This is a genomic window from Frankia sp. AgB32 (assembly GCF_023243045.1).
Lineage (GTDB): Bacteria > Actinomycetota > Actinomycetes > Frankiales > Frankiaceae > Frankia.
In genome coordinates this window covers 45,164-66,865 of record NZ_JALKFX010000023.1, presented here as the reverse complement: position 1 = coordinate 66,865, position 21,702 = coordinate 45,164, and the positions used below count along the sequence as shown (strand labels likewise).

The window sequence follows — 21,702 nt, the reverse complement described above, 5'->3', positions numbered from 1 at the left end:
GCCGTCGGCTGGCCGCCGGACTGCGGCGTGGTGATCGTCGCCGCGGTGTAGGCGGCCGGAGCGCCGAGGACGCCGAGGAGTCCGACCAGCGCGACCGCGGCGGCCGTGCGGCCGGCCAGCGCCCGCCGTACCAGCAGCGCCAGTCCGGCGGCCACCGCGGCGGCGACCACCAGCACCCGCAGCCACGGGTACCACGAGGAGGTGCGGTTCAGCAGCACGAAGGCCCAGACGCCGGTGGCCGCCACGGCGGTCGCGAGCACCGCGCGGTGGAGCAGGGCGTGTCGTTCCCGCCACAGCACGGCGCCGCCGGTGGCGACGAGGCCCGCGATGCCGGGCGCGATCGACGCCGTGTAGTACGGATGGAACGTCCCCTTCGCGAGGCTCAGCGTGATCGACGTGATGATCAGCCAGGCTCCCCAGAGGATCAGGGCGGCGCGGGCGCGGTCCACCCGGGGCGCGCGCAGGGTCGCCCACAGACCGCCGACCAGCAGGATCAGCGCCCCGGGGATCAGCCAGCTGACCTGCCCGCCGATCTGGTCGCCGAACAGCCGCAGCCAGCCTGCCTGGTCGCCGCCGAAGCCACCGCCACCACCCCCGCGGCCGAACCCGCGCTCGCGCAGGGCCTGTGCGAGCGGACCGGTGGCCGCCCGCGCCGCGCCGCCGCCGGGAGCGCCACCGCGGTTGCCGTCCCCGCCGAACACCCGGCCGAGCCCGTTGTAGCCGAAGGCGAGGTTGAGGACGCTGTTGTCGGTCGAGCCGCCGATGTACGGACGGGAGTCCTTCGGCCACAGCGCGACCGTGGCCACCCACCAGCCGGCGGCGACGACGACCGCGAGACCGCCGAGGAGCGTCTGCCACACCCGCCGCCACAGCCCGGTCGGCGCGGCGATCAGATACACCAGCGCGAAACCCGGCAGGACCAGGAAGCCCTGCAGCATCTTCGTGAGGAACGCGAACCCGAGCGCGGCCCCGGCGCCGACGAGCCACCCCGTCGACGCCCGCTCCAGCGCGCGCACCAGGCAGTAGGCGGCGACGACCAGGACGAGGGTGAGCACCCCGTCAGGGTTGTCGTAGCGGAACATCAGCGCCGCCACCGGCGTCAGCGCCAGCACCGCACCGGCGAGCAGGCCGGCGGCCGGGCCGAACCAGCGCCGCACCATCGCGTGCATCAGGCCGACCGCGGCCACTCCGCCGAGCGCGGAGGGCACCAGCATGCTCCAGCTGGAGAACCCGAAGATCCGCCCGGACAGCGCCATCAGCCACAGCGACGCCGGCGGCTTGTCGACCGTGATGAAGTTTCCGGCGTCGAGCGAGCCGAACAGCAACGCCTTCCAGCTCCTCGTCCCGGCCTGCACGGCGGCGGCGTAGAAGCTGTTCCCATACCCGGACGCACTCAGATCCCAGACGTAGAGCAGGGTCGTGGCGGCGAGCAGAAGCCCGAGCGCAGGCCGTACCCAGGGCGGATCCCCGGCCTGTCCGGTTGCCAGCCGCCGCCACCCCGTCGCGGGGGAGCCCGCCGACGGCGTCGCCGTCTCCGCGGCTGCGGTCGGTGGGGCGGGCAGCGGGGAGACCGGCGGCCGCGCGGCCTCGGCCGCGTCGGGCTGGCCAGGCACCGCCGGCGGCTGCACCGCCGGCGGCTGCACCGCCGGCTGCTGCACCGTCGAGGACTGCTGCACCGCCGAGGACTGCTGCACCGTCGAGGACTGCTGCACCGCCGAGGACTGCTGCACCGCCGAGGACTGCTGCACCGCCGAGGACTGCTGCACCGCCGAGGACTGAGATGCGGCGGAGGACGGCCGTGATGCGGACGGTGTGTCGGGGGATGAGGGCAGTCCGGCGGCCACCGTGGGCTCGGACGGGCCGGCGGCGCTGGCCGGCGGCTGGCCGGAGGCGGAGGTGCCGGTCGGGTCCGGCGGCTGCGTCATGTACCAGATACTTGCTGTGCAACCTGTGTGGAAGCTGAGAGTGGGGAGGTGCCACGGTTTCGCGCCACAGTCCGCGGCGCGACCCGCGCGACTCGCGCGGGCAGGGGCGCCGCGGTGGAGTCCGTTCCTAGGACGCGGGGAGGTCGTCCCGGACCGAGTCGAGGAAGGCGAGCAGTCGGTTGTTGACGTCGTCGTCGCCGTCGCCGTGCTGGAAGCCGGGTCCATGGCCGACGCCGGGGAGGATGTCGGCCCGGCCGTGGGGGATGAGTCCGACCCGGGCCTGCGCGCGGGCCGGGTGGAGCAGGGGGCTGCGCTGCCCGACCAGCACGAGGGTCGGGGTGCGGATGGCCCGCAGGTCCTCGTCCGAGAGCGGGGTGGGGGCCGGCCGCCGGGTGCGGAACGTCCGGGCCCCCGTCAGCAGCACCCTGCGGAGTTCGGGGACGAGCAGGATGGGGTTGTCCAGTCGGGTGGCAAGCCGTCGGCGCAGCGGCGACGGGGCGAGACCGGCCATCCCGTTGAGGTACATCAGCCAGATGAACCGGGCGCCGACCTTCTCCAGCCCGCCGGGATCGAGCGCGGCCACGCTCACGAGCCGGTCGGGGGCGTGCCGGGCCTGGTTGAGGGCCAGCCATCCGCCGTAGGAGTGCCCGATCAGGTGCACCTGGGGGACTCCCAGGGAGGCGAGCGTCTCGTCGAGCCAGGCGGCGCTGTCCGCGGGGTCGTGGATGGGCCGGCGGGCGACGCTGCGGCCCGGGTCGCCGAGGGTGTCCAGGGCGATGATCGGGTGGTGGGCGCCGAGCGTGGCCAGGAAGGGATACCACTGGACCGCGTTGGAGCTGGCGCCGTGCAGCAGCACGATCGGCACGCCGGTGGCGGCCCCGTACCGATGCACGTGGGTCGTGCCGAACTCGCCGTCCACATCGGTCTCGGTCCACGGCCGCGGCCACAGTGCGGCGAAGGCCGCGTCGTAGGCGGCGAGAAACCTGGCTCGTTGGCGGTCGCCGCGGAAGCGCCCGACCGCGCTGTCAACTACCGTTGTCATGGTACAGATGTACCACGAAAGGGAGCGATGCCGAAGCGGGTCGACCACGAGCTGCGCCGCCGTCAGATCGCCGACGCGCTGCTGCGCGTCGCGGCCGCCCAGGGGCTGCACACGGTCGGGTACCGCGAGGTGGCGGTCGAGGCGGGCGTGTCCGTGCGGCTGGTCCAGTACTACTTCGAGACCAAGGAACAACTGCTGCTGTTCGGCCTGCGTCGCGTCGGCGACCAGTTCACCGAGCGGATGCTGCCCCGCCTCGCCGCCGCCGCGCTGCCCGTGGCCGGTCGGTCCCGGATCGAGGTCGTGCTGCTCGGGACCCTGCCCCTGGATGCCGAGAGCCGTTCGCTGTACGTCCTCTACCACCAGTACTTCGCGCTCGCGCTCACCGATCCCGCGCTGGCGGCCCAGCCCTACGGCAGCGACCCCGACGCCCTGGAGGTATGGCTGGTCGAGCAGCTGCGCTCCTGCCAGTCCGAGGGGCGACTCGCCGCCGAGCGGGATCTCGTCGACGAGGCGTCCGCCATCCTCGCGCTGACGGTCGGGCTGGGTAACGCGATCCTGGCCGGTCGACGGTCGGCGGACGATGCCCGCCGTATCCTCGCCCGCCACCTCGAGGACCGACTCGGCCCGGCGCGGTGAGGAACGACCGGGCCCGCGCGCACCCCGAGCCGGTGCCCCGAGCCCGTGAGCTGGACGCGACGCTTGTCTCCGATGGCTGCCGCGGCGGCCCCGTAGGCTGGACGGCATGAGTGTCGCCGCGTCGTGATACGCGGGTGGTTCCGCCCGGTCGGGGGTCCACCGCCGACCGTAGCTGACCGTTGCCGTCCGACGTCGTATCGGCGTCTTCCGTAAGCCCGAAAGAGGCCCCACCTCGATGATCATCGTGTCCGAGCTCGAACTGCGTGCCGGAGCCCGCACCCTGATCGAGCCCGTCTCCTTCCGGGTGCAGGCCGGTGACCGCATTGGTCTGGTCGGGCGCAACGGCGCCGGCAAGACGACCCTGCTGAAGGTGCTCGCCAAGGAGGGCCTGCCGTTCGCGGGCAATGTCGACGTCCGCGGCGAGCTGGGCTACCTGCCGCAGGACCCGCGTGCCGGCGACCCGAACGACTCCGCCCGCGACCGGGTGCTGTCCGCGCGCGGTCTGGACGTGCTGCTGCGTGACATGGAGAAGCTCCAGCTGGAGATGGCCGAGCTCGTCGACGGCAAGGCCCGCGACGCGGCGATCCGCCGCTACGGCAACCTGGAGGACCGTTTCGGCACGCTCGGCGGGTACGCCGCGGAGGCCGAGGCGGCGCGGATCTGCTCGTCGCTGGGGCTGGCGGACCGGGTGCTCGGGCAGCCGCTGGGCACGCTGTCCGGTGGGCAGCGCCGCCGGGTGGAGCTCGCCCGGATCCTGTTCGCCGGCTCCGGCAACTCCGACGCGACGCTCCTGCTCGACGAGCCGACGAACCACCTCGACGCCGACTCGATCGCCTGGCTGCGGGACTTCCTGCGGGCCCACTCCGGCGGCCTGATCGTCGTCAGCCACGACGTCGACCTGCTCGACCGCTGCGTCAACAAGGTCTTCCATCTCGACGCCAACCGCACCGCCCTCGACGTCTACAACGTCAACTGGAAGACCTACCTCTCCCAGCGGGAGATGGACGAGCGCCGCCGCAAGCGCGAGCGGGCCAACGCGGAGAAGAAGATCGACGCGCTGAAGGCGCAGGCCGACAAGATGCGCGCGAAGGCGACGAAGGCCCGCGCCGCGCACCAGATGGACCGCCGCGCCGACCGGCTCGCCGCCGGGCTCGCCGAGGTCCGCGTCGCCGACCGGGTCGCGAAGCTGCGCTTCCCCGACCCGGCGCCCTGCGGGCGCACCCCGCTGACGGCCACCGGGCTGTCCAAGTCGTACGGCTCGCTGGAGATCTTCACCGACGTCGACCTGGCGATCGACCGGGGTTCCAAGGTGGTCGTGCTCGGGCTCAACGGCGCGGGCAAGACGACGCTGCTGCGCATCCTGGCCGGCGTCGAGCAGGCCGACACCGGCCAGGTGGAGCCGGGCCACGGCCTGCGCCTCGGCTACTACGCGCAGGAACACGAGACGCTGGACACCGACCGTTCGGTGCTGGACAACATGCGGGCCGCGGCGCCGAACACCTCCGACGTCGAGCTGCGGCGCATTCTCGGCGCCTTCCTGTTCAGCGGCGACACCGTCGAGCAGAAGGCGAAGACGCTCTCCGGTGGGGAGAAGACCCGGCTCGCGCTCGCGGGGCTGGTGTGCAGCTCGGCCAACGTCCTGCTGCTCGACGAGCCGACGAACAACCTGGACCCGGCGTCCCGGGACGAGGTGCTCGCGGCGCTCGCCACCTTCAAGGGCTCCGTGGTGCTGGTGACGCACGACCCGGGCGCGGTGGAGGCGCTGGAGCCGCAGAAGGTGCTCATGCTGCCGGACGGCGTCGAGGACAACTGGTCGCCGGAGCTGACCGAACTCATCTCCCTGGCATGATCTGGCCGAGCGCATCATCCGGACATTCGGCGCCGGCTACGGACGTGGAGAGCTGTTTGTGAGTACCGAGGGCGGCACCAAGGCGGTTCTGGCGGCACTGGCCGCCAACCTGGGCATCGCGGCGACGAAGTTCGTCGCTTTCCTGCTGACCCAGTCGTCGTCGATGCTGGCCGAGTCGATTCACTCGGTCGCCGACTCGGGTAACCAGGGCCTGCTGCTTCTCGGCCAGCGCCAGTCGGCGAAACCGGCCGACGAGGACCACCCGTTCGGCCACGGCCGCGCCCGTTACATCGCCGCGTTCCTGGTCGGCATCGTGCTGTTCACCGTCGGCGGGCTGTTCTCGGTCTACGAGGGGGTGGAGAAGCTGCGCCACCCGCACGAGCTCGAGTCCGGCCTGATCGCGGTGATCATCCTGCTGGCCGCCGTCGCCATGGAGAGCTACTCGTTCGCCACCGCGATCCGGGAGTCCAACCGGACCCGTGGGGATCGCTCGTGGCTGGCGTTCATCCGGGAGGCGCGCGCGCCGGAGCTGCCGATCGTGCTGCTGGAGGACCTCGCCGCCGAGGTCGGCCTGCTGTTCGCGCTCGCCGGTGTCGGCCTGACGCTGCTGCTCGACGACCCGATCTGGGACGCCGCCGGCACCCTGGCCATCGGCATTCTGCTGCTGGTCGTCGCCATCCTGGTCGCGGTGAAGGCGTACGGCATGCTCGTCGGAGAGGCGGCAACGCCCGCGACCGTGGCGACGATCCGCACCACCCTCGCCGCGGCGCCCGGGGTGACCGGGGTGATCCACCTGCGGACCCTGCACCTCGGCCCGGACGAGCTGCTCGTCGCGGCCAAGATCGGGATGCCGCCGGCCGCGGCGATGACGGAGGTCGCCGCCACCATCGACGGCGCCGAGGCGGCCCTGCGCTCCGCCGTCGACACCCCGATGCGGATCTTCCTCGAGCCGGACATCCACCGCGACCCGGCGGCGACCGCCGGCGTCGAGGCGAGCGCCGCACCGGCCTGACCCGGCCGCGGCCGTCCGGCGTTGTCCGTCCGGCATCGTCCGGCCGGCCCGGCGCGGCCGGCGATGCCGACGATTCCGGCTGGCCGGCGGACGCGGTCGACCCGGCAAGCGGATCCGGGCCCGGGCGAACGCCTTCCGCGGCTGGGCCCTGGCCAACCCGCAGCGGCTTCCGCCTCATCCACGGTGATCCGGTCCCCGGCCACCAGGCGCCGCGCCCGCCGCCGCGCACCGGCTCTGCCTCGGCCTCACCGCGGTCGTGGCCGCCGCCTGGCCGTCCGCGGAGCATCTCCACGGCGACGCCGATGGCGACCTCGACGGCGAGTTCGACTGGTCGGACTTCGACCCGGGGGCTGCTCGCGAAGATCCGCCCGGCGTCCTCGGGCTCGCACCCGGACGCGGCCCGGGCGCCCACGGCCGGACCCCGCTGCCGCCCCTGGCCGCGGTTCAGGCCGGTCCGCCGAGGCACAGCCGTAGCGCGATGGCGGCGAGCGCGCCCAGGGACATCAGGGTGACGGGCAGGTCGCCGGCCTGCAACCGGTCGCCGGGCCGGGCCGGGCGCGGCTGTGGCGCCACCGCGGCGACCAGCAGCCACGGGAACAGCGGCAGCCAGGTCCGCTCCGCCGCACCATCCGCGAGGCCGGCGACCGCGGCGAACAGCGCGGTGGCCGCCGCGCCGAGCAGGAACGGCCAGCCGGGGGTCAGCCGTAGCCGCCGCGCCGCGCGGACGACCACCGGACCGGTGGCCAGCACCACGATCGTCAGGTCCAGGAACACCCAGGCCAACGCGCGCCCGAGGGTCAGGCCGGGCATCCGGGCCAGTGCCAGCCCGGCCGGCCAGGAGAATCCCCAGGCGGCGAACAGCCACAGCGGCACCAGGGCGCCGAGCCCGGTGACGGCGTTGAGCAGCGGCCGGCGGCGCACGAAGTAGGCGGCGGCGACGGCGACCCCCAGCCAGACCGGGGCATAACCGAACAATGCGGCGAGACCGAGCAGCAGCCCACTGCCCAACGCCCACCACACCGACCGGCGCCCCGGCTCGCAGCCCACCACCCCGACGGCCACGGCCAGAGCCGTCAGGAGCGCCGTGACGGCGTCCGGGGAACCCGCCATCCACCCACCCCAGGGCGCGAGCACCAGGATCGGCACCAGGCGCCGCGCGGCCGTCTCGTGACACAGCGAACGCACCGCCACGCACACCACCGGCACGCACAGCGCGCCGAGGCCGGTGAACACCAGGCCGACGGGCAGCGGCCCGGACAACCCCGCGCGGTCGAGCAGCCAGGCCACCAGCACTGGTCCGGGCGGATGCGTCGGCAGCACGGAGAGCGAGGCGGTCGGCCCGCGCTGCCCGGTGCCCGGGTAGTCGGCGAGCAGGCGGTGGGGGGCGTCGCCGACCGCCGCGGCCGCCGCGACGAGATCCGCCGGCGCGCGCAGACCGGCGGCCGGTCCGCCCGCAGTGACCAGCGCGAGAGCGATACTCCAGGCCAGCGCGCCAAGGCAGCCCAGCAGCAGCAGGACGGCCCACGGCAGCCGGAACCGCGGGCCGACGGCGGCCTGCCCGCCCGGCGCCAGGCTCTCGGTGCCCGTCTCGCCCGTCTCGCCCGTCTCGCCCGTCTCGCCCGCCCGCCCGGCGGCGCTGGGCGGCCCGGCGGTGTCCGTCGGCCCGACGGTGCCGGTCGGCGAGGACCGGCGGATCATCGACGCCCACCAGACGGTGAGTGCGATCACGGTCGTCGCGACCGCTAGTGGCACGACCGCCAACGGGTCGAGCCGCAGGTCCCAGCCGTTTGACCACGGCGGTTCGGCGACGCCGAGGGCCGGACCGGTGCCGGCGAGCAGGGCGGTGCCGCCGAGGCCGGCAGCGGCGAACGCGAGCCAGATCCTGGCTTCGCCGAACTCGGTACGGGTCGTCGGCGTCAGCGCGCGGCTCGGGCGCCGCGGCTGCGCCGGCGTGTCCAGCCGGCTGCCCGCGCGCCCGGTGATGCTCATCGGCCACGACCGACGGACGGCGCCGCGCGGCGCGCGGCCGTCAACCCGGCTCGACCCCGAACCGAACGACCCCGAACCGAACGACCCCGAACCAAGCGACCGCGGAACGTGGCGATTCCAGGACGAGGTGTCGTTCCGTCCGGGTGAGCGGGGTCAGTCGGAGCCCGACACCCGCCCGCCGCCGGACCGGCGATCACCATGTCACCGACCACCCCTGCACGGTAACGACTTTCCGGGCCGACCACGGTCGTCGTCGATCCGCATCCTGACCATTGCGCCTCGGGGGGCCGGTGACGGGGCGCGCCGATGGCGTCACCGTCGCACTGCGCGGCGGCAGATTGTCGCCCGGTGTGACTAATCAGTCGGTTTGATCCTCAGCATTCGCGGTCCGCACGTGGGCTCGGTACAGTGATCGATTGTTGGCTGGACCTGCGGCATCGTGTCGCGGGAAGATCGTCGGCCCGGCTCGCTGGCGATGTTCGTGACGACGCGCCGTTGCCGCTGTTAGGTCGTGCGCAGGGGATTGGGGACACTGACCCCCGTGCAAGGTCAGCAGGGCGTCGGCGCACGGTTGGGCGAAACCCCTCGATCATCGTCGGCCGGAGCTAGTGGAGGTAGAAGCGCGAGGGCACGGTCACGCACCGCGGCACCGCGTGTGATGGATCACATCTGCTTCGAGTGGCGCGTTCACTCGAGCTGAGTGAAGATCGGTTCGCAGATCATCGAGCACGGAGGGGGCCACGTTGGCCGAGCTTAGGAAAGGAACCCGGATCACCGGCGCCGAGCGGGACAAGCTCGCTGCCGAGCTTCGGAAGAAGTACGAGGGTGGGCAGAGCATCCGTCTGCTTGCCGAGTCCTCTGGCCGTTCGTACGGGTTTGTCCACCGGATCCTGTCGGAATCCGGCACCACCCTGCGCGGCCGCGGCGGTGCCACCCGGGGCACCAAGAAGAAGATCTCCTGATCATGGCGGTGCCGGCCGCCGCCATACCGGCGGCGGCCGGGCTTCAGGCAGACGTGCACGGACCCGTCGTGACCATCCGGGTCGGTGCTGATGTCGGCCCCGGGTCACTTGCGGCCGTCGGCTCTGCCCTGCGCGACGTGTTGCGTCGTCTCACTGGCGACGTGCGCGTCGCCATCGTCCGTCCGGGATCAGTGACGTCGCCGTCGATCTTCGCGTCTACGGCGTTCACGCGGCCGGCGCACGCGTCCGATCGGTCGCCGGCCAGCCCGGCCGAGCTGATCGGCGGGTACCAGCAGTGGCGGGCGGCGCTGGACGGCCTCGCCGACCGCGCTGACCTGATCAGCGTTGCCGTGGTCGCCGGGCAGACCGGCGATGTCGGCACCGCGCTGGCTGCCGCCTGCGATCTACGAATCTTCACCGCCGACGCGGGCCTGTGCCCCGTCTGGGCCCACGCCGGCCTGCTGCCCGCGGCCGGCGCCCTGCCGCGGCTCGTCGAGCTGGCCGGCTGGCCTGCCGCGCTGGACATGTGCCTGACCGGTCGGCCGCTGGGTGCCGCCGAGGCCGCGCGGCTCGGGCTCGCCGAGCGCGTGGTGCCGCCGGCCCGGCTCGAGGCCGAACTCGACGCCGTCGTCACCGGCCTGCTCACCCCGCCGCGCGCCGTGACCGCCGAGGTCAAGGCGCTCGCGAAGCTGTCCCGTCGAGCATCGCCGCCGCCACCGCGGCTGTTGCCCGCTGCCGAGGCGCAGGCGTGGGATCGCCTTGTCGCCGGGCTGGCGGACGCCGATCACGGCGCCGCTGGCTGACGTCGTCCTGATCGGCGCGCGGCCGGGCGGCCGCCAGGCTGGCCGGCGGATCCGCTGCCGCCGCCGCTGCGGGACGCCGGCACTCCGTGGGCGGAATGCCGAGCCGTCGATGTTGCTTACATGCTTACATGGTAAGCAGGCTGAGCGAACGGTGGGAGGCGCGATGCGGCCGGGACCGGACGGGTGGGCGGTGATGCGCTCCGCGACCCGCGACCCCGCGGTCGCGAAGACCGCGCTGCGAGCGGGCACGCTGCGTCGCATCGCCGAGTTCGCCAGGCCGTGGCGTGGGCAGCTCGGCTGCTTCCTCGGGCTGATCGTGGCGAGCGCGGCCCTTGGCGCCGCCATCCCCCTCGTCCTCAAGGAGATCATCGACGGCGGGATCGAGCGCCACCGGATCGGCTACGTCGAGGCGCTCGCCGGCCTCGTCGCCGCCTTGGCCTTCGTCGACGCGGGACTCACGCTCGGTCAGCGCTGGTACTCCGCCCGCATCGGCGAGGGCCTGATCTACGAGCTGCGCAGCCAGATCTTCGCGCACGTCCAGCGTCAGCCCCTGGCGTTCTTCACCCGGACCCAGACCGGGGCGCTCACAAGCCGCCTGAACAATGACGTCCTCGGCGCGCAGTCGGCGTTCACGAACACGCTGTCATCGGTGTTGTCGAACGTGCTCACCGCCGCCTTCACCCTGGCCGCGATGGCGGTTCTGTCCTGGCAGATCACCCTGGTATCACTGGTGTTGCTGCCGGCTTTCATCTTTCCGGCCCGCGCGTTCGGTCCGCGGCTGGCCCGGCTCACCCGGGAACGCTACGGAGTGAACGCCGAGATGCACAACACGATGACGGAGAGATTCAACGTCTCCGGCGCGATGCTGACCCAGCTCTACGGCTCCCCCGAACGAGAGGAGGCCAACTTTCGCGGCCGGGCGGGTCGAGTACGTGACATCGGTGTTACTCAGGCCATGTACGGCCGGATATTCTTCGTGTTGCTCACGCTCGTCGGCGCGCTGGCAACCGCGGTGGTGTATGGCGTCGGCGGCCGGCTCGCCGCCCGCGGAGATCTCCAGATCGGCACCCTGGTGGCGTTGACCGCCTATCTGTCCCGGCTTTACGGCCCGCTCAGCCAGCTGTCCAGCGTGCATGTCGACGTGATGACGGCGCTGGTGTCCTTCGAGCGGGTGCTGGAGGTTCTCGACCTGGAACCGGCGATCGTGGACCGGCCCGGTGCGGTGGATCTGCCGGCGGGCGCCGTTTCGGTCGAGTTCCACCAGGTGGGATTTCGCTATCCGGCCGCGGACGAGGTCTCCCTCGCCTCGCTGGAATCGGTGGCGGTCCTGGACGGTCATGTGCCGACGCCGGTGCTCCACGACATCACCTTCCGCGCCGAGCCCGGGCAGATGATCGCGGTGGTCGGGCCGTCCGGCGCCGGGAAGACGACGATCGGCCAGCTCGTCCCGCGGATGTACGACACGGTCACCGGCGCGGTGCGGGTCGGCGGCCACGACGTGCGCGACGTGACCCTTCGGTCGCTGCGGGCCGCCGTCGGTGTCGTCACCCAGGACGCGCACCTGTTCCATGACACCGTGCGGGCGAACCTGCTGCTCGCTCGCCCGGACGCCACCGAGGACGAGATGTGGGCCGCGCTGGACGCGGCGCAGATCGGCCGGCTCGCGCGTGAGCTGCCGGACGGCCTGGACACCGTCGTCGGCGATCGGGGCCACCGGCTGTCCGGCGGGGAGAAGCAGCGGTTGGCGATCGCCCGGCTGCTGTTGCGCGCGCCCGGGGTCGTCGTGCTGGACGAGGCCACCGCGCATCTCGACAGCGAGTCCGAGGCCGCGGTGCAGCGGGCGCTGGCCGCCGCCCTCGCCGGCCGCACCTCGCTGGTGATCGCGCACCGACTGTCCACCGTGCGGGACGCCGACCAGATCCTCGTCGTCGACGGCGGCCGCCTGGTGCAGAGCGGCACCCACGACGAACTGCTCGCCTGCGGCGGCCTCTACGCCGAGCTGTACCGGACGCAGTTCCGATCGACCACGGGGGTGCCCGGTCCCGAGCCGGCGGCGACAGTGCCGTCCGCGGTCGGTGAAGCCGGTGACGCCGGTGACGCCGGCCGGGTGGCACCCGACGACGCGGTCGACCCGGCGGGTGCCCCCGTCTGAGGGATCAGCCGGGGGACCACCAAGGTATGATCAGAAGACGGATTCACCCGGTGCCGTCGGCGCGGCATCTGTCGGGGTGACCGAGGCCGGCGCGGCGCCCGCCTCGGCCGGCGATGCCTCGACGGCGTCGACGAACGCGATGTCGACATCGCCGGACGGCTGCCGATGAATAACGGGATTTCGATTCATGCCCGCCTCCGGGGGGGACTCGACGGTGGGATAGCGACTTCCGAGCTCCGGTGCAGCCGCTGTCGGGATCGTCGGCGTCCATGCCGGCTTTCCCGTATGGTGCCTGCCGTTCCCGTATGGTGCCTGCGGCCCCCGTGTGGTATCCGCCGCCTCCCTAAGCGCCGTGGCGGTGGGCCGGTGCGTCACGGGCGACGAGTGGCACGGTACGCCGCCGCGCGGCCACGCGCAGCATGTGCCTCATTGACCTGATCTGACTACTGGTTCGGGACGCCACGTGCCGCTTCCGACAGCCCCCGTGCGCAAAGACCGTCGATCAGTACTTAGGCTTTGTCTGTGCCACGTAGAGCCAAGATTGTCTGTACCCTCGGCCCGGCCACCAGTTCGCCTGAGAAGGTCCGGGCCCTCGTCGACGCGGGAATGGACATTGCCCGCCTGAACTTCTCCCATGGAACGCACGAACAGCACGCCGCCATGTACGCGAGGGTGCGTGAGGCGGCGGAGGCCGCCGGCCGCAACGTCGGCATCCTCGCCGACCTGCAGGGCCCGAAGATCCGCCTCGGCAGCTTCGCCGAGGGGAGCGCCATCCTCACCCCGGGGCAGCGCTTCACCGTCACCGTCCGGGACGTGCCCGGCGACCAGCACGAGGTCGGCACGACCTACTCCGACCTGCCGGCCGACGTCTCCGCCGGGGATCGCATCCTCGTCGACGACGGCCGGCTCGTCCTGCAGATCGACGACGTCACCGACACCGACGTCCACACCACAGTGATCATCGGTGGGCCGGTGAGCGACCACAAGGGGATGAACATCCCCGGCGCGGCGCTCACGGTGCCGGCGCTGAGCGACAAGGACGCGGACGACCTGCGTTTCGCGCTCGGCCTCGGCGTCGACATGATCGCGCTGTCGTTCGTGCGCAACGCCTCCGACGCCAAGGCGGTGCACACGATCATGGACGAGGTGGGGATCAGGATCCCCGTCCACGCCAAGATCGAGAAGCCGCAGGCGGTGGCCGCCCTCGACGGCATCGTCGAGGCCTTCGACGGGCTGATGGTCGCCCGCGGTGACCTCGGCGTCGAGCTGCCGCTGGAGGACGTGCCGCTGGCGCAGAAGCGCATCGTCACCCAGGCCCGGGAACGGGCCAAGCCGGTGATCGTCGCCACCCAGGTGCTCGAGTCCATGGTCAGCGCGCCGCGGCCGACCCGGGCGGAGGCGAGCGACTGCGCCAACGCGGTCCTCGACGGCGCGGACGCGATCATGCTCTCGGCGGAGACGAGCGTCGGCGCCTACCCGATCGAGGCCGTCGCCACGATGGCCCGCATCATCGAGACCGCCGAGGCGGACCTCGGCCGGATCCCGCCGGTGCGGACCGAGCCGCGGACCCTCGGCGGAGCGCTCGCCCAGGCGGCCACCTCGGTGGGGCAGGCCGTCGGCGCCCGCTACCTCGTCGCCCACACCCTCAGCGGCGACACCGCCCGGCGCCTGGCCCGCTACCGCAGCGAGGTGCCGGTCCTCGCCTTCACCCCGCTGGCGGCCGTCCGCAACCAGATGGCGTTGTTCTGGGGCGTGGAGACCTTCGTCGTGCCGTTCGCGGAAAGCACCGACGAGATGGTCCGCCAGGTCGACACCGCACTGCTGCAGATCGGCAGGTGCCGACCCGGCGAGCTCGTCGTCGTCGTCGCCGGTACCCCGCCGGGCGTCGCCGGCATGACGAACACGATGCGGGTGCACCGCATCGGCGAGGTGATCTGACCGCCCCACCGGGCCGAACACCCCGCCGGCCGGATCGGCCCGGCGGCTGACCCGGCCCACCAGCACCATCCGTCATTGGCGGACGCCTGACCGGCGAACGGTCGTCGCGGGACCCAGCCCGCGCCGAACGGCGGTCGGGCGCCCACCCCCGCGCGGACGCCGCTCCCGCACGCCTGCTCCGAGCGTCCGATCCCGGAGCGCGACGGCGGGCCGGCGTCCGCACGCCTGGCCGGCGCTGCTGCGCACCAGCACCGACGCGCTGCTGTCCGGACACCCGCGTAGAGCCGACGCGCCCCTCGGGTTACCCCGAGGCGGCTGTCATGATGATGCCCGTTCACCACCGCCGTCGCCGCACCCCGCCGCCGGCGGCCTCGTCCCGCCGGCGTCCCGCCCAAGGCGGAACGAGGGAGAACAGGCCCACGTCAGGGAGCTCATGTCAGGGAGTGGTCGGATGGTCGAGCAGGGGAGTGGATCGGACGAGCGTGCGTCCGCGGCAACGCGCGACACGGACAGTCCCGATCCCGGGCCACGCGCCCGCAACCCCGCTCAGACCGACCCCGCCGCCCCGCCCCCGCGCCCCGTCGCGAACCCCGCGGCCGCCGCGCGGACACCCCCGCCCGCGCGGCCCCGGTCAGCCTCGCCACCATCACCCGGCTCGAGCACCGCCCGCGCGTCACAGCCGTCTCCGCAGCAGCAGCCGTCCCCGCAGCAGCAGCCGTCCTCCGCGCCGCCACGCAGCGCTTCACCGGCGCCCGCAACTCGAGCCACCCCCGCGCCGAAACACAACCCCGCGTCCCCGTCCGTGCCGGCGTCCCCGTCCGTGCCGGCGTCGAAGGCCGTGCCGGCGGCGCAGTCGGCGCCCGCGTCGCCGTCGCCTGCGGCGACCTCCGCGGCGGGCAAGGCGCCATCCGGCACGGCCACGACACCGGAGTCCCCGACTCCGACGAGAATGCCGCCGGCCTCGGGCGCGTCGGCGGGACCCGGCGCGTCAGCTCCCACCGGCAAGGCCGCACCGGCCGCACCGTCGCCGAACCCGTCAGGTCCGTCCGACTCGGCGCGGTCGGCCTCGGGGGCCCCGTCGTCGCGCGGGCCGTCCTCGCGGCCTGGCGGCCCGGGGTCGCCCGCCGTGGCCCGAGGCCCGTCGTCGGCACCGCCAGGCGCCGCCGGCTCCCCGGCGGCCGCGCCCACCGCACGCACCGCCGCCACCGCCGGTCCGGATCCCGCCCCTGGCAGCGCTGGAGCACGCGGACCGGGTGCTGTGGGCGGTGCGGTCGGCAGGCGGGAGGACAGCCGCCCGGCCGCGCGGTCCGGCGACGGCGACCGCGGACAGCCGCGGCCCGCGGTGGCACCCATCCGGTCCCAGCCGGCCGGCGCCTCGCCGTCCCCGGGCGTCGGCGCGTCGTCCCTGCGGACCCGCCCGGCCGGATCCGGGGCCACCCCGCTGCAGCCGCCGGTCCGGCGCGGCCCGGCGCCGGGTACCCCGTCCCGTCCGGGGGGCGGTCCGGAGGCCGCCGGTCCTGTGGGCCGCGCCGCCGACGCGGCGCCCGCTACCGACCGGGACACCGTCGACCAGCGGCCCAGGGACACGGGGCAGCCGACGGCGTCGCCGGCCCCACCGAGCCGCGGCGACGGGACGGCCAGGCCGGCGGTCGCCGAACCGGCGTCCCGAGCCTCGCTCGGGCAGCTGTCACCCCGCCCCGCCGCTGCCCCGCCGCGCCCCGCCGCCTCGCAGCCCCGCGACGGTGGCGGAGTCGGCCTCGGGCCGGCCGCCGCCGGGGTGTCCGCGCGCCCGGCCTCGCCGCCGTCCGAACACAGCCCACGTCCGTCGCGTCAGCAGCCGGCCACGGACCAACCCGGCGGCGTGCCGCGTCCCGGTTCCGCCCGCCCGGAGCCGCACCTCGCGGAGCCCGGCCGTTCGGAGCCGAACCGTTCGGAGCCGAACCGTTCGGAGCCGAACCGGTCGGGGGCCGCGCACCTGGAGCCGGGCCGCGCACAGCCGGCGCGACCGGACGCCCGACGTTCCGAACCGCGTCGCTCCGAGGCGCCCCGGCCCGACATCCGCCGATCCGGGGGTGACGCTCGATCCGGGGGTGACGCTTCGGCCGGTGCGGCGGCGCCGTCCGGGAGTGCCTCCGCGCCACCGTCGACGGCGGCCGCCCCGCCACCCGTGGCCGGCGCACCGTCCCCGGTCAGGCAGCGGCCGGTGTGGTTTGACCATGATCTGCCCGAGTCGGGTGCCTCGGGTGCCGGCACGGGGCCCCTGTTCTGGTGGGAAAGCCGCAGCGACGGCACGCCAACGTTGGCCCAGCCGGTCCCGCGTGCCGGCGCGGGCGGTGAGGATGGGGCAGCCTCCTGGTTCGGATCACCGGGTGGGTCGCGGACCCAGCGTTCGCCGGCAGCCGAGCGCTCGGGCGAGCGCAGTCCGGCGGCCGAGCGGCCGGCTGAGCGCAAGCCGGCGGCTGAGCGCAAGCCGGTAGCTGACTCCCCGCCGGGGAGTGCGGCTGTCGATGCGGGTGCGGCGGCGGGTGCGGCGACGACCAGTCCGCCGACCGTGGGGCTGTGGCGGGATCCCGCAGCGGACAATCGGGGCGCCGCCAGTCGCTCCCCTGGGGTGGACGGCGGGCGGCCGGACCGGCACGGCGATCCCGGCCGGGATCCCGGCCGGTCGGCGGGGCGGGAGCGTCGCCCGGAGCCCGCGCCGGCGCCGGACCCGCCGGCCTGGCCGGCGTCCGACCGGGGGATGCGGTCCGCGACCCGTACGGACTCCGACCGGTGGACGGCGGGTGCCGAGCGACGACACGATCCCGCTCCGCCGCCGGCGGCCGCGCAGGACGTCGGTCTGGTTGCCGCCGGCCCGGCCGACGTGGGCCGGGAGGACCTGGGCCGGGAGAACCTGGGCCGGGAGGACCCGGGCCGGCCGGGTGCCACCAGGGAGGACACCGCCCGGGACGAACCCAGGACGTCTCGGCAGGACGATGCGCGGCCCCGGGAGCCGCGGCCGCAGCCGGCGGCGCCGGTGCGAGGTGGCCACCGCAGCGCGGGGCCGGTCCCGGTCGAGGCGGCCCCGTCGCGTCCGGCGCCGGGTCAGGTGCGGTCGGCGGCGGCACTGGCGATGGTCCTCGGCGCGGCCGGCGCGGCGATCGGCAGCGCCATGCCGTGGAGCACGATGACCAGCCGTGACGAGACCCGGACCTTCAGCGGGGTCGTGGTCGGGGACGGCCGACTGATCCTTGTACTGGCCATGCTGGTCGCCCTGATCGCGCTAGCCCGGCTCGCTCGTCGACCGCTCGGCCCCGGCGGTTCGGACATCCTCGCCGCCCGGCTGGTGTCGGCCGGGATCATCGTGGTCGCCGCGTTCGACCGGATGTACGGTCCGCCGACTCTCGCGTCGTTCCGCGCGGTGTCGGCGGACCAGATCGCGATCAACCCCGAGGGCGGCCTGACGCTGACGCTGGGATCCGGCGTCGTGGCCCTGGTCGGGGCGATCCTTCTGCACACCGGCCCGCGGTCGCCCTTGGCGCCCAGACGGCGGTAACCGGCCCGATCCGGTGGTCCGGTCCGGTGACCATGCGGTGGACTCCGCCGCATGGTACGACCGTCCGGGGCGGTCGCCGGACCTGCCCCGCATCTCGGACGGTGGTGGGTGGTGACTGGTCCTGAGCACAGCCCGTGGGCCCGCCCGGCGGACGGATCGAACGTGCCGCAGCCTCACCTCGGGTCGGGGACGACGCCGCCGGCGGTGGGTCCCGCGGCCGAGGACCCGGCTCCGGCCGGAGAGAGGTCCGCCGGCGCCCCCCGCGACGCCTGGGCGCCGCGGGTCGCGGCGGAACTGCGAGCGTGGCGGGCGCGGGCGGCGGCGACCGCGAATCCGGTCTGGTCTCGGGAGGGATCCGCGGCGGATGGCGGGAGTGCGGTCGGGCCGGAAGCGGACGGCCAGGATGCGGCGGGTCGGCGGGTGTCGGGCTCGACGGCGGCGTTCGCCCCGGCGCTGCCGTGGCAGTCGGCCGTGGCCGGTGCCGGCGCGGTCGCGGCGCCTGCCGCGGCCTCCCGAGCGTGGACGTGGCGCGCGCTGGTCGGCTGGCTGGCGGGGCCGGTGGCGATGTGTGCCGGCCTCGTGGTGATCGTGGCGTCGGGGATGCGCTGGGCGACCGTGCGGGCCTACGGCTTCGTGGAGTTCACCGTCCGCGGCACCGATCCGGACCAGCACGGCCGGCTGACCGTCGTGCTCGGGATCCTCGCCGTCGTCGCCGGCCTGCTCCTTGCCGGCGGACGAGCGGAACGGGGCCGCGCGCTCGCCCTGATGACGGGGCTGATGGTGCTGCTCACCGCGGTCGTCGACCTCGTCCATCTCTACCGGGACGGCCCGTTCGCCGACGGCGGGCTGGAGACGGACGTCTCGGTCGGGCCGGGCCTGTGGCTGGTGGTCGGCAGCGGTGCCGTGGTGTTCGCGGCCGGATGTGCCGCGCGCCTGGCGCGTCGCGCGGGCGGCAACGGCCAGGCTGGCGGCAACGGCCAGGCTGGCGGCAACGGCCAGGCTGGCGGCAACGGCCAGGCTGGCGGCAACGGCCATCCGCCGACGGCAAACCCGGACCAGCCGGAGGGCCACCCACCCGCTGGCCCGTTCGGGTAGGGCGGTGACCCCCATCGGGGGGACGCGCGGTTCGGTGGTTTCGGGGTCATGACGACAGAGAGCACCATCAGGCACGATGAACAGGGTCAAGGGCATACGGGGGGAACAGCGAAGCGCGGTCGGGGGACGTGCCGAGCTGTTCCGCCCTTGGCCTGGGTCGCGTGCCCTCTCGTCACACGGGGGGTGACGCGAGGGCACGCACCGGCAACGGGGAGCCGGTGTGCGTTACACCGTGGGCGTCGGCATGGGGGTGTCGGCGCCCACTTCACAGTTGCGGCGGGAAGGACCACCGCGGTTCGCCGCAGGGCGGTGGATCAGCGTTCGGGTCGGTCGTCGCCCTCGTCGTCGGGGTCGAGGTGACCGTCCTCCAGCGCCCGTTTGTAGAGGTCGATCTTCGTCGCGGCGTCCCGACCAACCCGGCGGTACTTCTGCCGGACGCGGTCGATGTACTGCTTCGCGGTCTCCGGCGACAGGTTCATCTTGCGGGCCACGGTCTTCAGTGGCATGCCCGTCGCGTAGAGGCGCAGCGCCTCGGTCTCCTGTGGTGACAGGCCGGGGCGGTCCGGCGCGTCGTCGGTCAGCAGCAGGAAGGCGAGCTGGGGCGACACCCAGCCGGTGCCGGCCGCCGCCGCCCGGATCGCGGTGGCCAGATCCGCCACGTCGTCCGTCTTCGGCACGAAGCCGGCGGCACCCGCCCGCATCGCGTCCCGCACGGTGGGTGGCTCCGCCGCAGCGCTGAAGACCACGACGGACCGATCGCCGGACAGCAGCCGGCGGATGTTGTCCGGCGGGCTCGACCCGTCGCCGAGGTCGAGGTCGAGCAGTACCACCCGGGCCTGCGCACCGGGGCCGGCGAGCAGCGCGTCGATGGAGGCGACGGTATCGACGAGATCAAAGTCGGTGACGCCGTGCAGCATGTCCACGAGGCCGCGGAGCACGATCGGATGGTCATCCACCGCCGCGACGGTGATGGTGCCCGGCGGCATTGCTGGAGGTGCTGCGATGTCCTGAGTGCTCATGCTGGTCCAGTCGTTTCTCCCGGACGAGCGGCCGCGGAGGCGATACCCCGCCACGGCCGTACGGGCATCGGTGCCCGCGGATGCGAACGTGGGGGCGTTCCCATCCCGTCACGCCAGACGGACGGAAATCCGCCCGGGCGACGCCCACCATTTCAGCAGATCCCCACCCGCGGTCATTGCAGGTGCCCTTGCGCGCAACCAAGGGGAAACACTGCGCGGGTTGTCCTCGCTGTCCGTGGCCGCGCCCGGGGCACGGGCTCGGTCAGCCCCGGCCCGCGCGGCCGGCCAGCGCCCGTGCCAGCCGGTCAAGATCGGCTGGCTCGTTGTAGGCGTGGGCGCTGGCCCGCAGCAGTGGTCCGCGCAGGTCACGGGAGCGCGTCGACGGGATGGCGCTGGTCAGGATCTGCAGGTCGCGGAACAGCCGGTCGCGCACGGCGACCGGATCGACACCATCCGGCGGCTGCAGGGTGATGATGCCGCTCGGCGAGTCGGGCCGTTCCCGCACCCGCCACCCCCCGGCGCCGTCCAGAACCCGCCGCCCGTGCGCGGCGAGCGCGGCGATCCGCGCGCGGACCGCCGACGGCCCGGCGGCAGCCAGGTCGGCCAGTGCCTGGGCCAGGCCGATCCGGGCGACCACGGACGCCTCGCCGACGCTCATCCGCGCGGCGCCCGCCAGCGCGATCGGCGGGCCGCCGGCTGCGCTCCGGGCGCTGTACAGGCTGGGCACGCCGACCCCCAACCGCTCGATCACCTCCGTGCGCAGCGCCACGAAGGCAGCGCCCCGCGGTCCGCACAGCCACTTGCGCGACGTCCCGACATACGCGCTCGCGCCGAGCCCGGTGGTGTCCACCTGGCCCAGCCCCTGGGCGACGTCGATGACGACGGGCACACCGGCGTCGGCGCAGCGCCGGCCGAGCTCGGCGGCCGGTTGGACGACGCCGCGCTGGCTGGGCACCTGCGGGAAGACGACGAGATCGACCTCGTCCAGCCCGCAGGAGCCGCCGGCGGCCGCGCCCGCGATCCCGGCCCGGTCCAGGACGTCGAGGTCCACCACCCCACGCCCGTCCACCGGCAGGTCCAGCAGGTCCAGGCCCGAGCCGGCGGCCCGAGCCTCCAACACGAGCCGGTTGGAGCCATACTCGCTCGGTACCACCGCGATCCGTGCCCGCTCGGGCAGCCGCCAGGCGGTCAGCAGCGCGGCGAAGGCGGCGCTGGCCGACTGGTGGAACACCACGCCGTCGGCGGTGAGGCCGGGCCCGAGCAGCCCGGCGAGCGTCGAGCGGGCCGTGGCCAGCACATCCGCTGCCGTGAGTTCCGCGACGTAGGCGCCGAGCTCCGCCTCCGCACGGAGGAACTCCGTCTGCGCGGCGATCGTCGCCCGGCTCTGGCGAGCCGCCCCGGCGGCGTCGAGATGCGTGACCGCGGTGGGCGAGCGGGCCTCCCGCCAGCGCCGGCCGAGGAGCTCCCCAGCGGGATCCCCGCCCGGCACGCCGGTGGAACGCTCGGACGCGGGCCGCCGCAGTGCTTCGGTCACGGGTTCAGGATCGCACCGGCCACCCCAGCCGCGCACCCGAACACGGACGGCCACACCGCCAGCTAGCGATCCGCGGGGAACGATCGGTCGCTATGCGCTACGAGGTCCAGGAAAGCCGAGACTTCAGCGGGGAATACCGCGCGGCGACAGGTGCTGAGCGCTTCCGGGCGCCCCGAGAGGTTCAAGGTGCCAGAGCTTTACCGGCTCGAAC

16 protein-coding genes are annotated in these 21,702 nt (G+C 74.2%); 9 read left to right on the top strand and 7 right to left on the bottom strand.

What is annotated here, in order from left to right; translation table 11 throughout:
• Positions 1-1,925: ArnT family glycosyltransferase (locus MXD60_RS09755; protein ID WP_248818683.1), on the bottom strand; the 1,925-nt coding region annotated here is incomplete at its 3' end.
• Between the two features lie 127 nt (positions 1,926-2,052).
• Positions 2,053-2,967: an alpha/beta fold hydrolase gene (locus MXD60_RS09750; protein WP_248818682.1), complete on the bottom strand. Its 915-nt coding sequence runs from the start codon at positions 2,965-2,967 to the stop codon at positions 2,053-2,055.
• Between the two features lie 27 nt (positions 2,968-2,994).
• On the opposite strand from MXD60_RS09750, the gene MXD60_RS09745 reads away from it, so the two are divergent.
• The 3 genes from MXD60_RS09745 (at position 2,995) to MXD60_RS09735 (ending at position 6,464) form a co-directional block, all read left to right on the top strand.
• The gene (locus tag MXD60_RS09745) at positions 2,995-3,603 is read left to right on the top strand and encodes a TetR/AcrR family transcriptional regulator (protein ID WP_248818681.1); all 609 of its coding nucleotides are present in this window, start codon (positions 2,995-2,997) and stop codon (positions 3,601-3,603) included.
• Between the two features lie 235 nt (positions 3,604-3,838).
• Positions 3,839-5,452: an ABC-F family ATP-binding cassette domain-containing protein gene (locus MXD60_RS09740; protein ID WP_248818680.1), complete on the top strand. Its 1,614-nt coding sequence runs from the start codon at positions 3,839-3,841 to the stop codon at positions 5,450-5,452.
• Between the two features lie 58 nt (positions 5,453-5,510).
• Positions 5,511-6,464, top strand: a complete 954-nt coding sequence (locus tag MXD60_RS09735) for a cation diffusion facilitator family transporter (RefSeq protein ID WP_248818679.1) — start codon at positions 5,511-5,513, stop codon at positions 6,462-6,464.
• Between the two features lie 444 nt (positions 6,465-6,908).
• On the opposite strand, the gene MXD60_RS09730 is transcribed toward MXD60_RS09735, so the two are convergent.
• A complete protein-coding gene (locus tag MXD60_RS09730; RefSeq protein WP_248818678.1) occupies positions 6,909-8,453 on the bottom strand; it encodes a hypothetical protein in 1,545 nt (514 codons plus the stop codon).
• 743 nt (positions 8,454-9,196) lie between these two features.
• Between MXD60_RS09730 and MXD60_RS09725 the strand changes: the two genes are divergently transcribed.
• From MXD60_RS09725 to MXD60_RS09715, 3 genes are all read left to right on the top strand, one after another.
• The gene (locus tag MXD60_RS09725; RefSeq protein ID WP_248818677.1) at positions 9,197-9,415 is read left to right on the top strand and encodes a helix-turn-helix domain-containing protein; all 219 of its coding nucleotides are present in this window, start codon (positions 9,197-9,199) and stop codon (positions 9,413-9,415) included.
• 2 nt (positions 9,416-9,417) lie between these two features.
• A complete protein-coding gene (locus MXD60_RS09720) occupies positions 9,418-10,218 on the top strand; it encodes an enoyl-CoA hydratase/isomerase family protein (RefSeq protein WP_248818676.1) in 801 nt (266 codons plus the stop codon).
• Positions 10,219-10,381: 163 nt separating this feature from the next.
• The gene (locus MXD60_RS09715; protein WP_248818675.1) at positions 10,382-12,370 is read left to right on the top strand and encodes an ABC transporter ATP-binding protein; all 1,989 of its coding nucleotides are present in this window, start codon (positions 10,382-10,384) and stop codon (positions 12,368-12,370) included.
• Positions 12,371-12,400: 30 nt separating this feature from the next.
• Here the strand turns inward: MXD60_RS09715 and MXD60_RS09710 are convergent, their stop codons facing one another.
• Positions 12,401-12,559 carry a hypothetical protein gene (locus MXD60_RS09710; protein ID WP_248818674.1) on the bottom strand — a complete coding sequence of 53 codons (159 nt, stop codon included), beginning with the start codon at positions 12,557-12,559 and terminating at the stop codon, positions 12,401-12,403.
• A 333-nt stretch (positions 12,560-12,892) separates the two neighbouring features.
• Between MXD60_RS09710 and pyk the strand changes: the two genes are divergently transcribed.
• The gene (pyk, locus tag MXD60_RS09705; RefSeq protein ID WP_248818673.1) at positions 12,893-14,308 is read left to right on the top strand and encodes a pyruvate kinase; all 1,416 of its coding nucleotides are present in this window, start codon (positions 12,893-12,895) and stop codon (positions 14,306-14,308) included.
• A 546-nt stretch (positions 14,309-14,854) separates the two neighbouring features.
• Here the strand turns inward: pyk and MXD60_RS09700 are convergent.
• Positions 14,855-15,514: a hypothetical protein gene (locus MXD60_RS09700; protein WP_248818672.1), complete on the bottom strand. Its 660-nt coding sequence runs from the start codon at positions 15,512-15,514 to the stop codon at positions 14,855-14,857.
• Between the two features lie 997 nt (positions 15,515-16,511).
• Between MXD60_RS09700 and MXD60_RS09695 the strand changes: the two genes are divergently transcribed.
• Positions 16,512-17,843, top strand: coding sequence for a hypothetical protein (locus MXD60_RS09695; RefSeq protein WP_248818671.1), 1,332 nt, complete (start codon positions 16,512-16,514; stop codon positions 17,841-17,843).
• 420 nt (positions 17,844-18,263) lie between these two features.
• Positions 18,264-18,938, top strand: a complete 675-nt coding sequence (locus tag MXD60_RS09690) for a hypothetical protein (protein WP_248818670.1) — start codon at positions 18,264-18,266, stop codon at positions 18,936-18,938.
• 314 nt (positions 18,939-19,252) lie between these two features.
• On the opposite strand, the gene MXD60_RS09685 is transcribed toward MXD60_RS09690, so the two are convergent.
• Together MXD60_RS09685 and MXD60_RS09680 are read right to left on the bottom strand one after the other, a co-directional pair.
• Positions 19,253-19,957 carry a response regulator transcription factor gene (locus MXD60_RS09685; protein ID WP_248818669.1) on the bottom strand — a complete coding sequence of 235 codons (705 nt, stop codon included), beginning with the start codon at positions 19,955-19,957 and terminating at the stop codon, positions 19,253-19,255.
• 262 nt (positions 19,958-20,219) lie between these two features.
• Entirely contained in the window at positions 20,220-21,491 is a 1,272-nt protein-coding gene (locus MXD60_RS09680; protein WP_248818668.1) for an aminotransferase class V-fold PLP-dependent enzyme, read from the bottom strand.
• Positions 21,492-21,702: the final 211 nt, after the last annotated feature.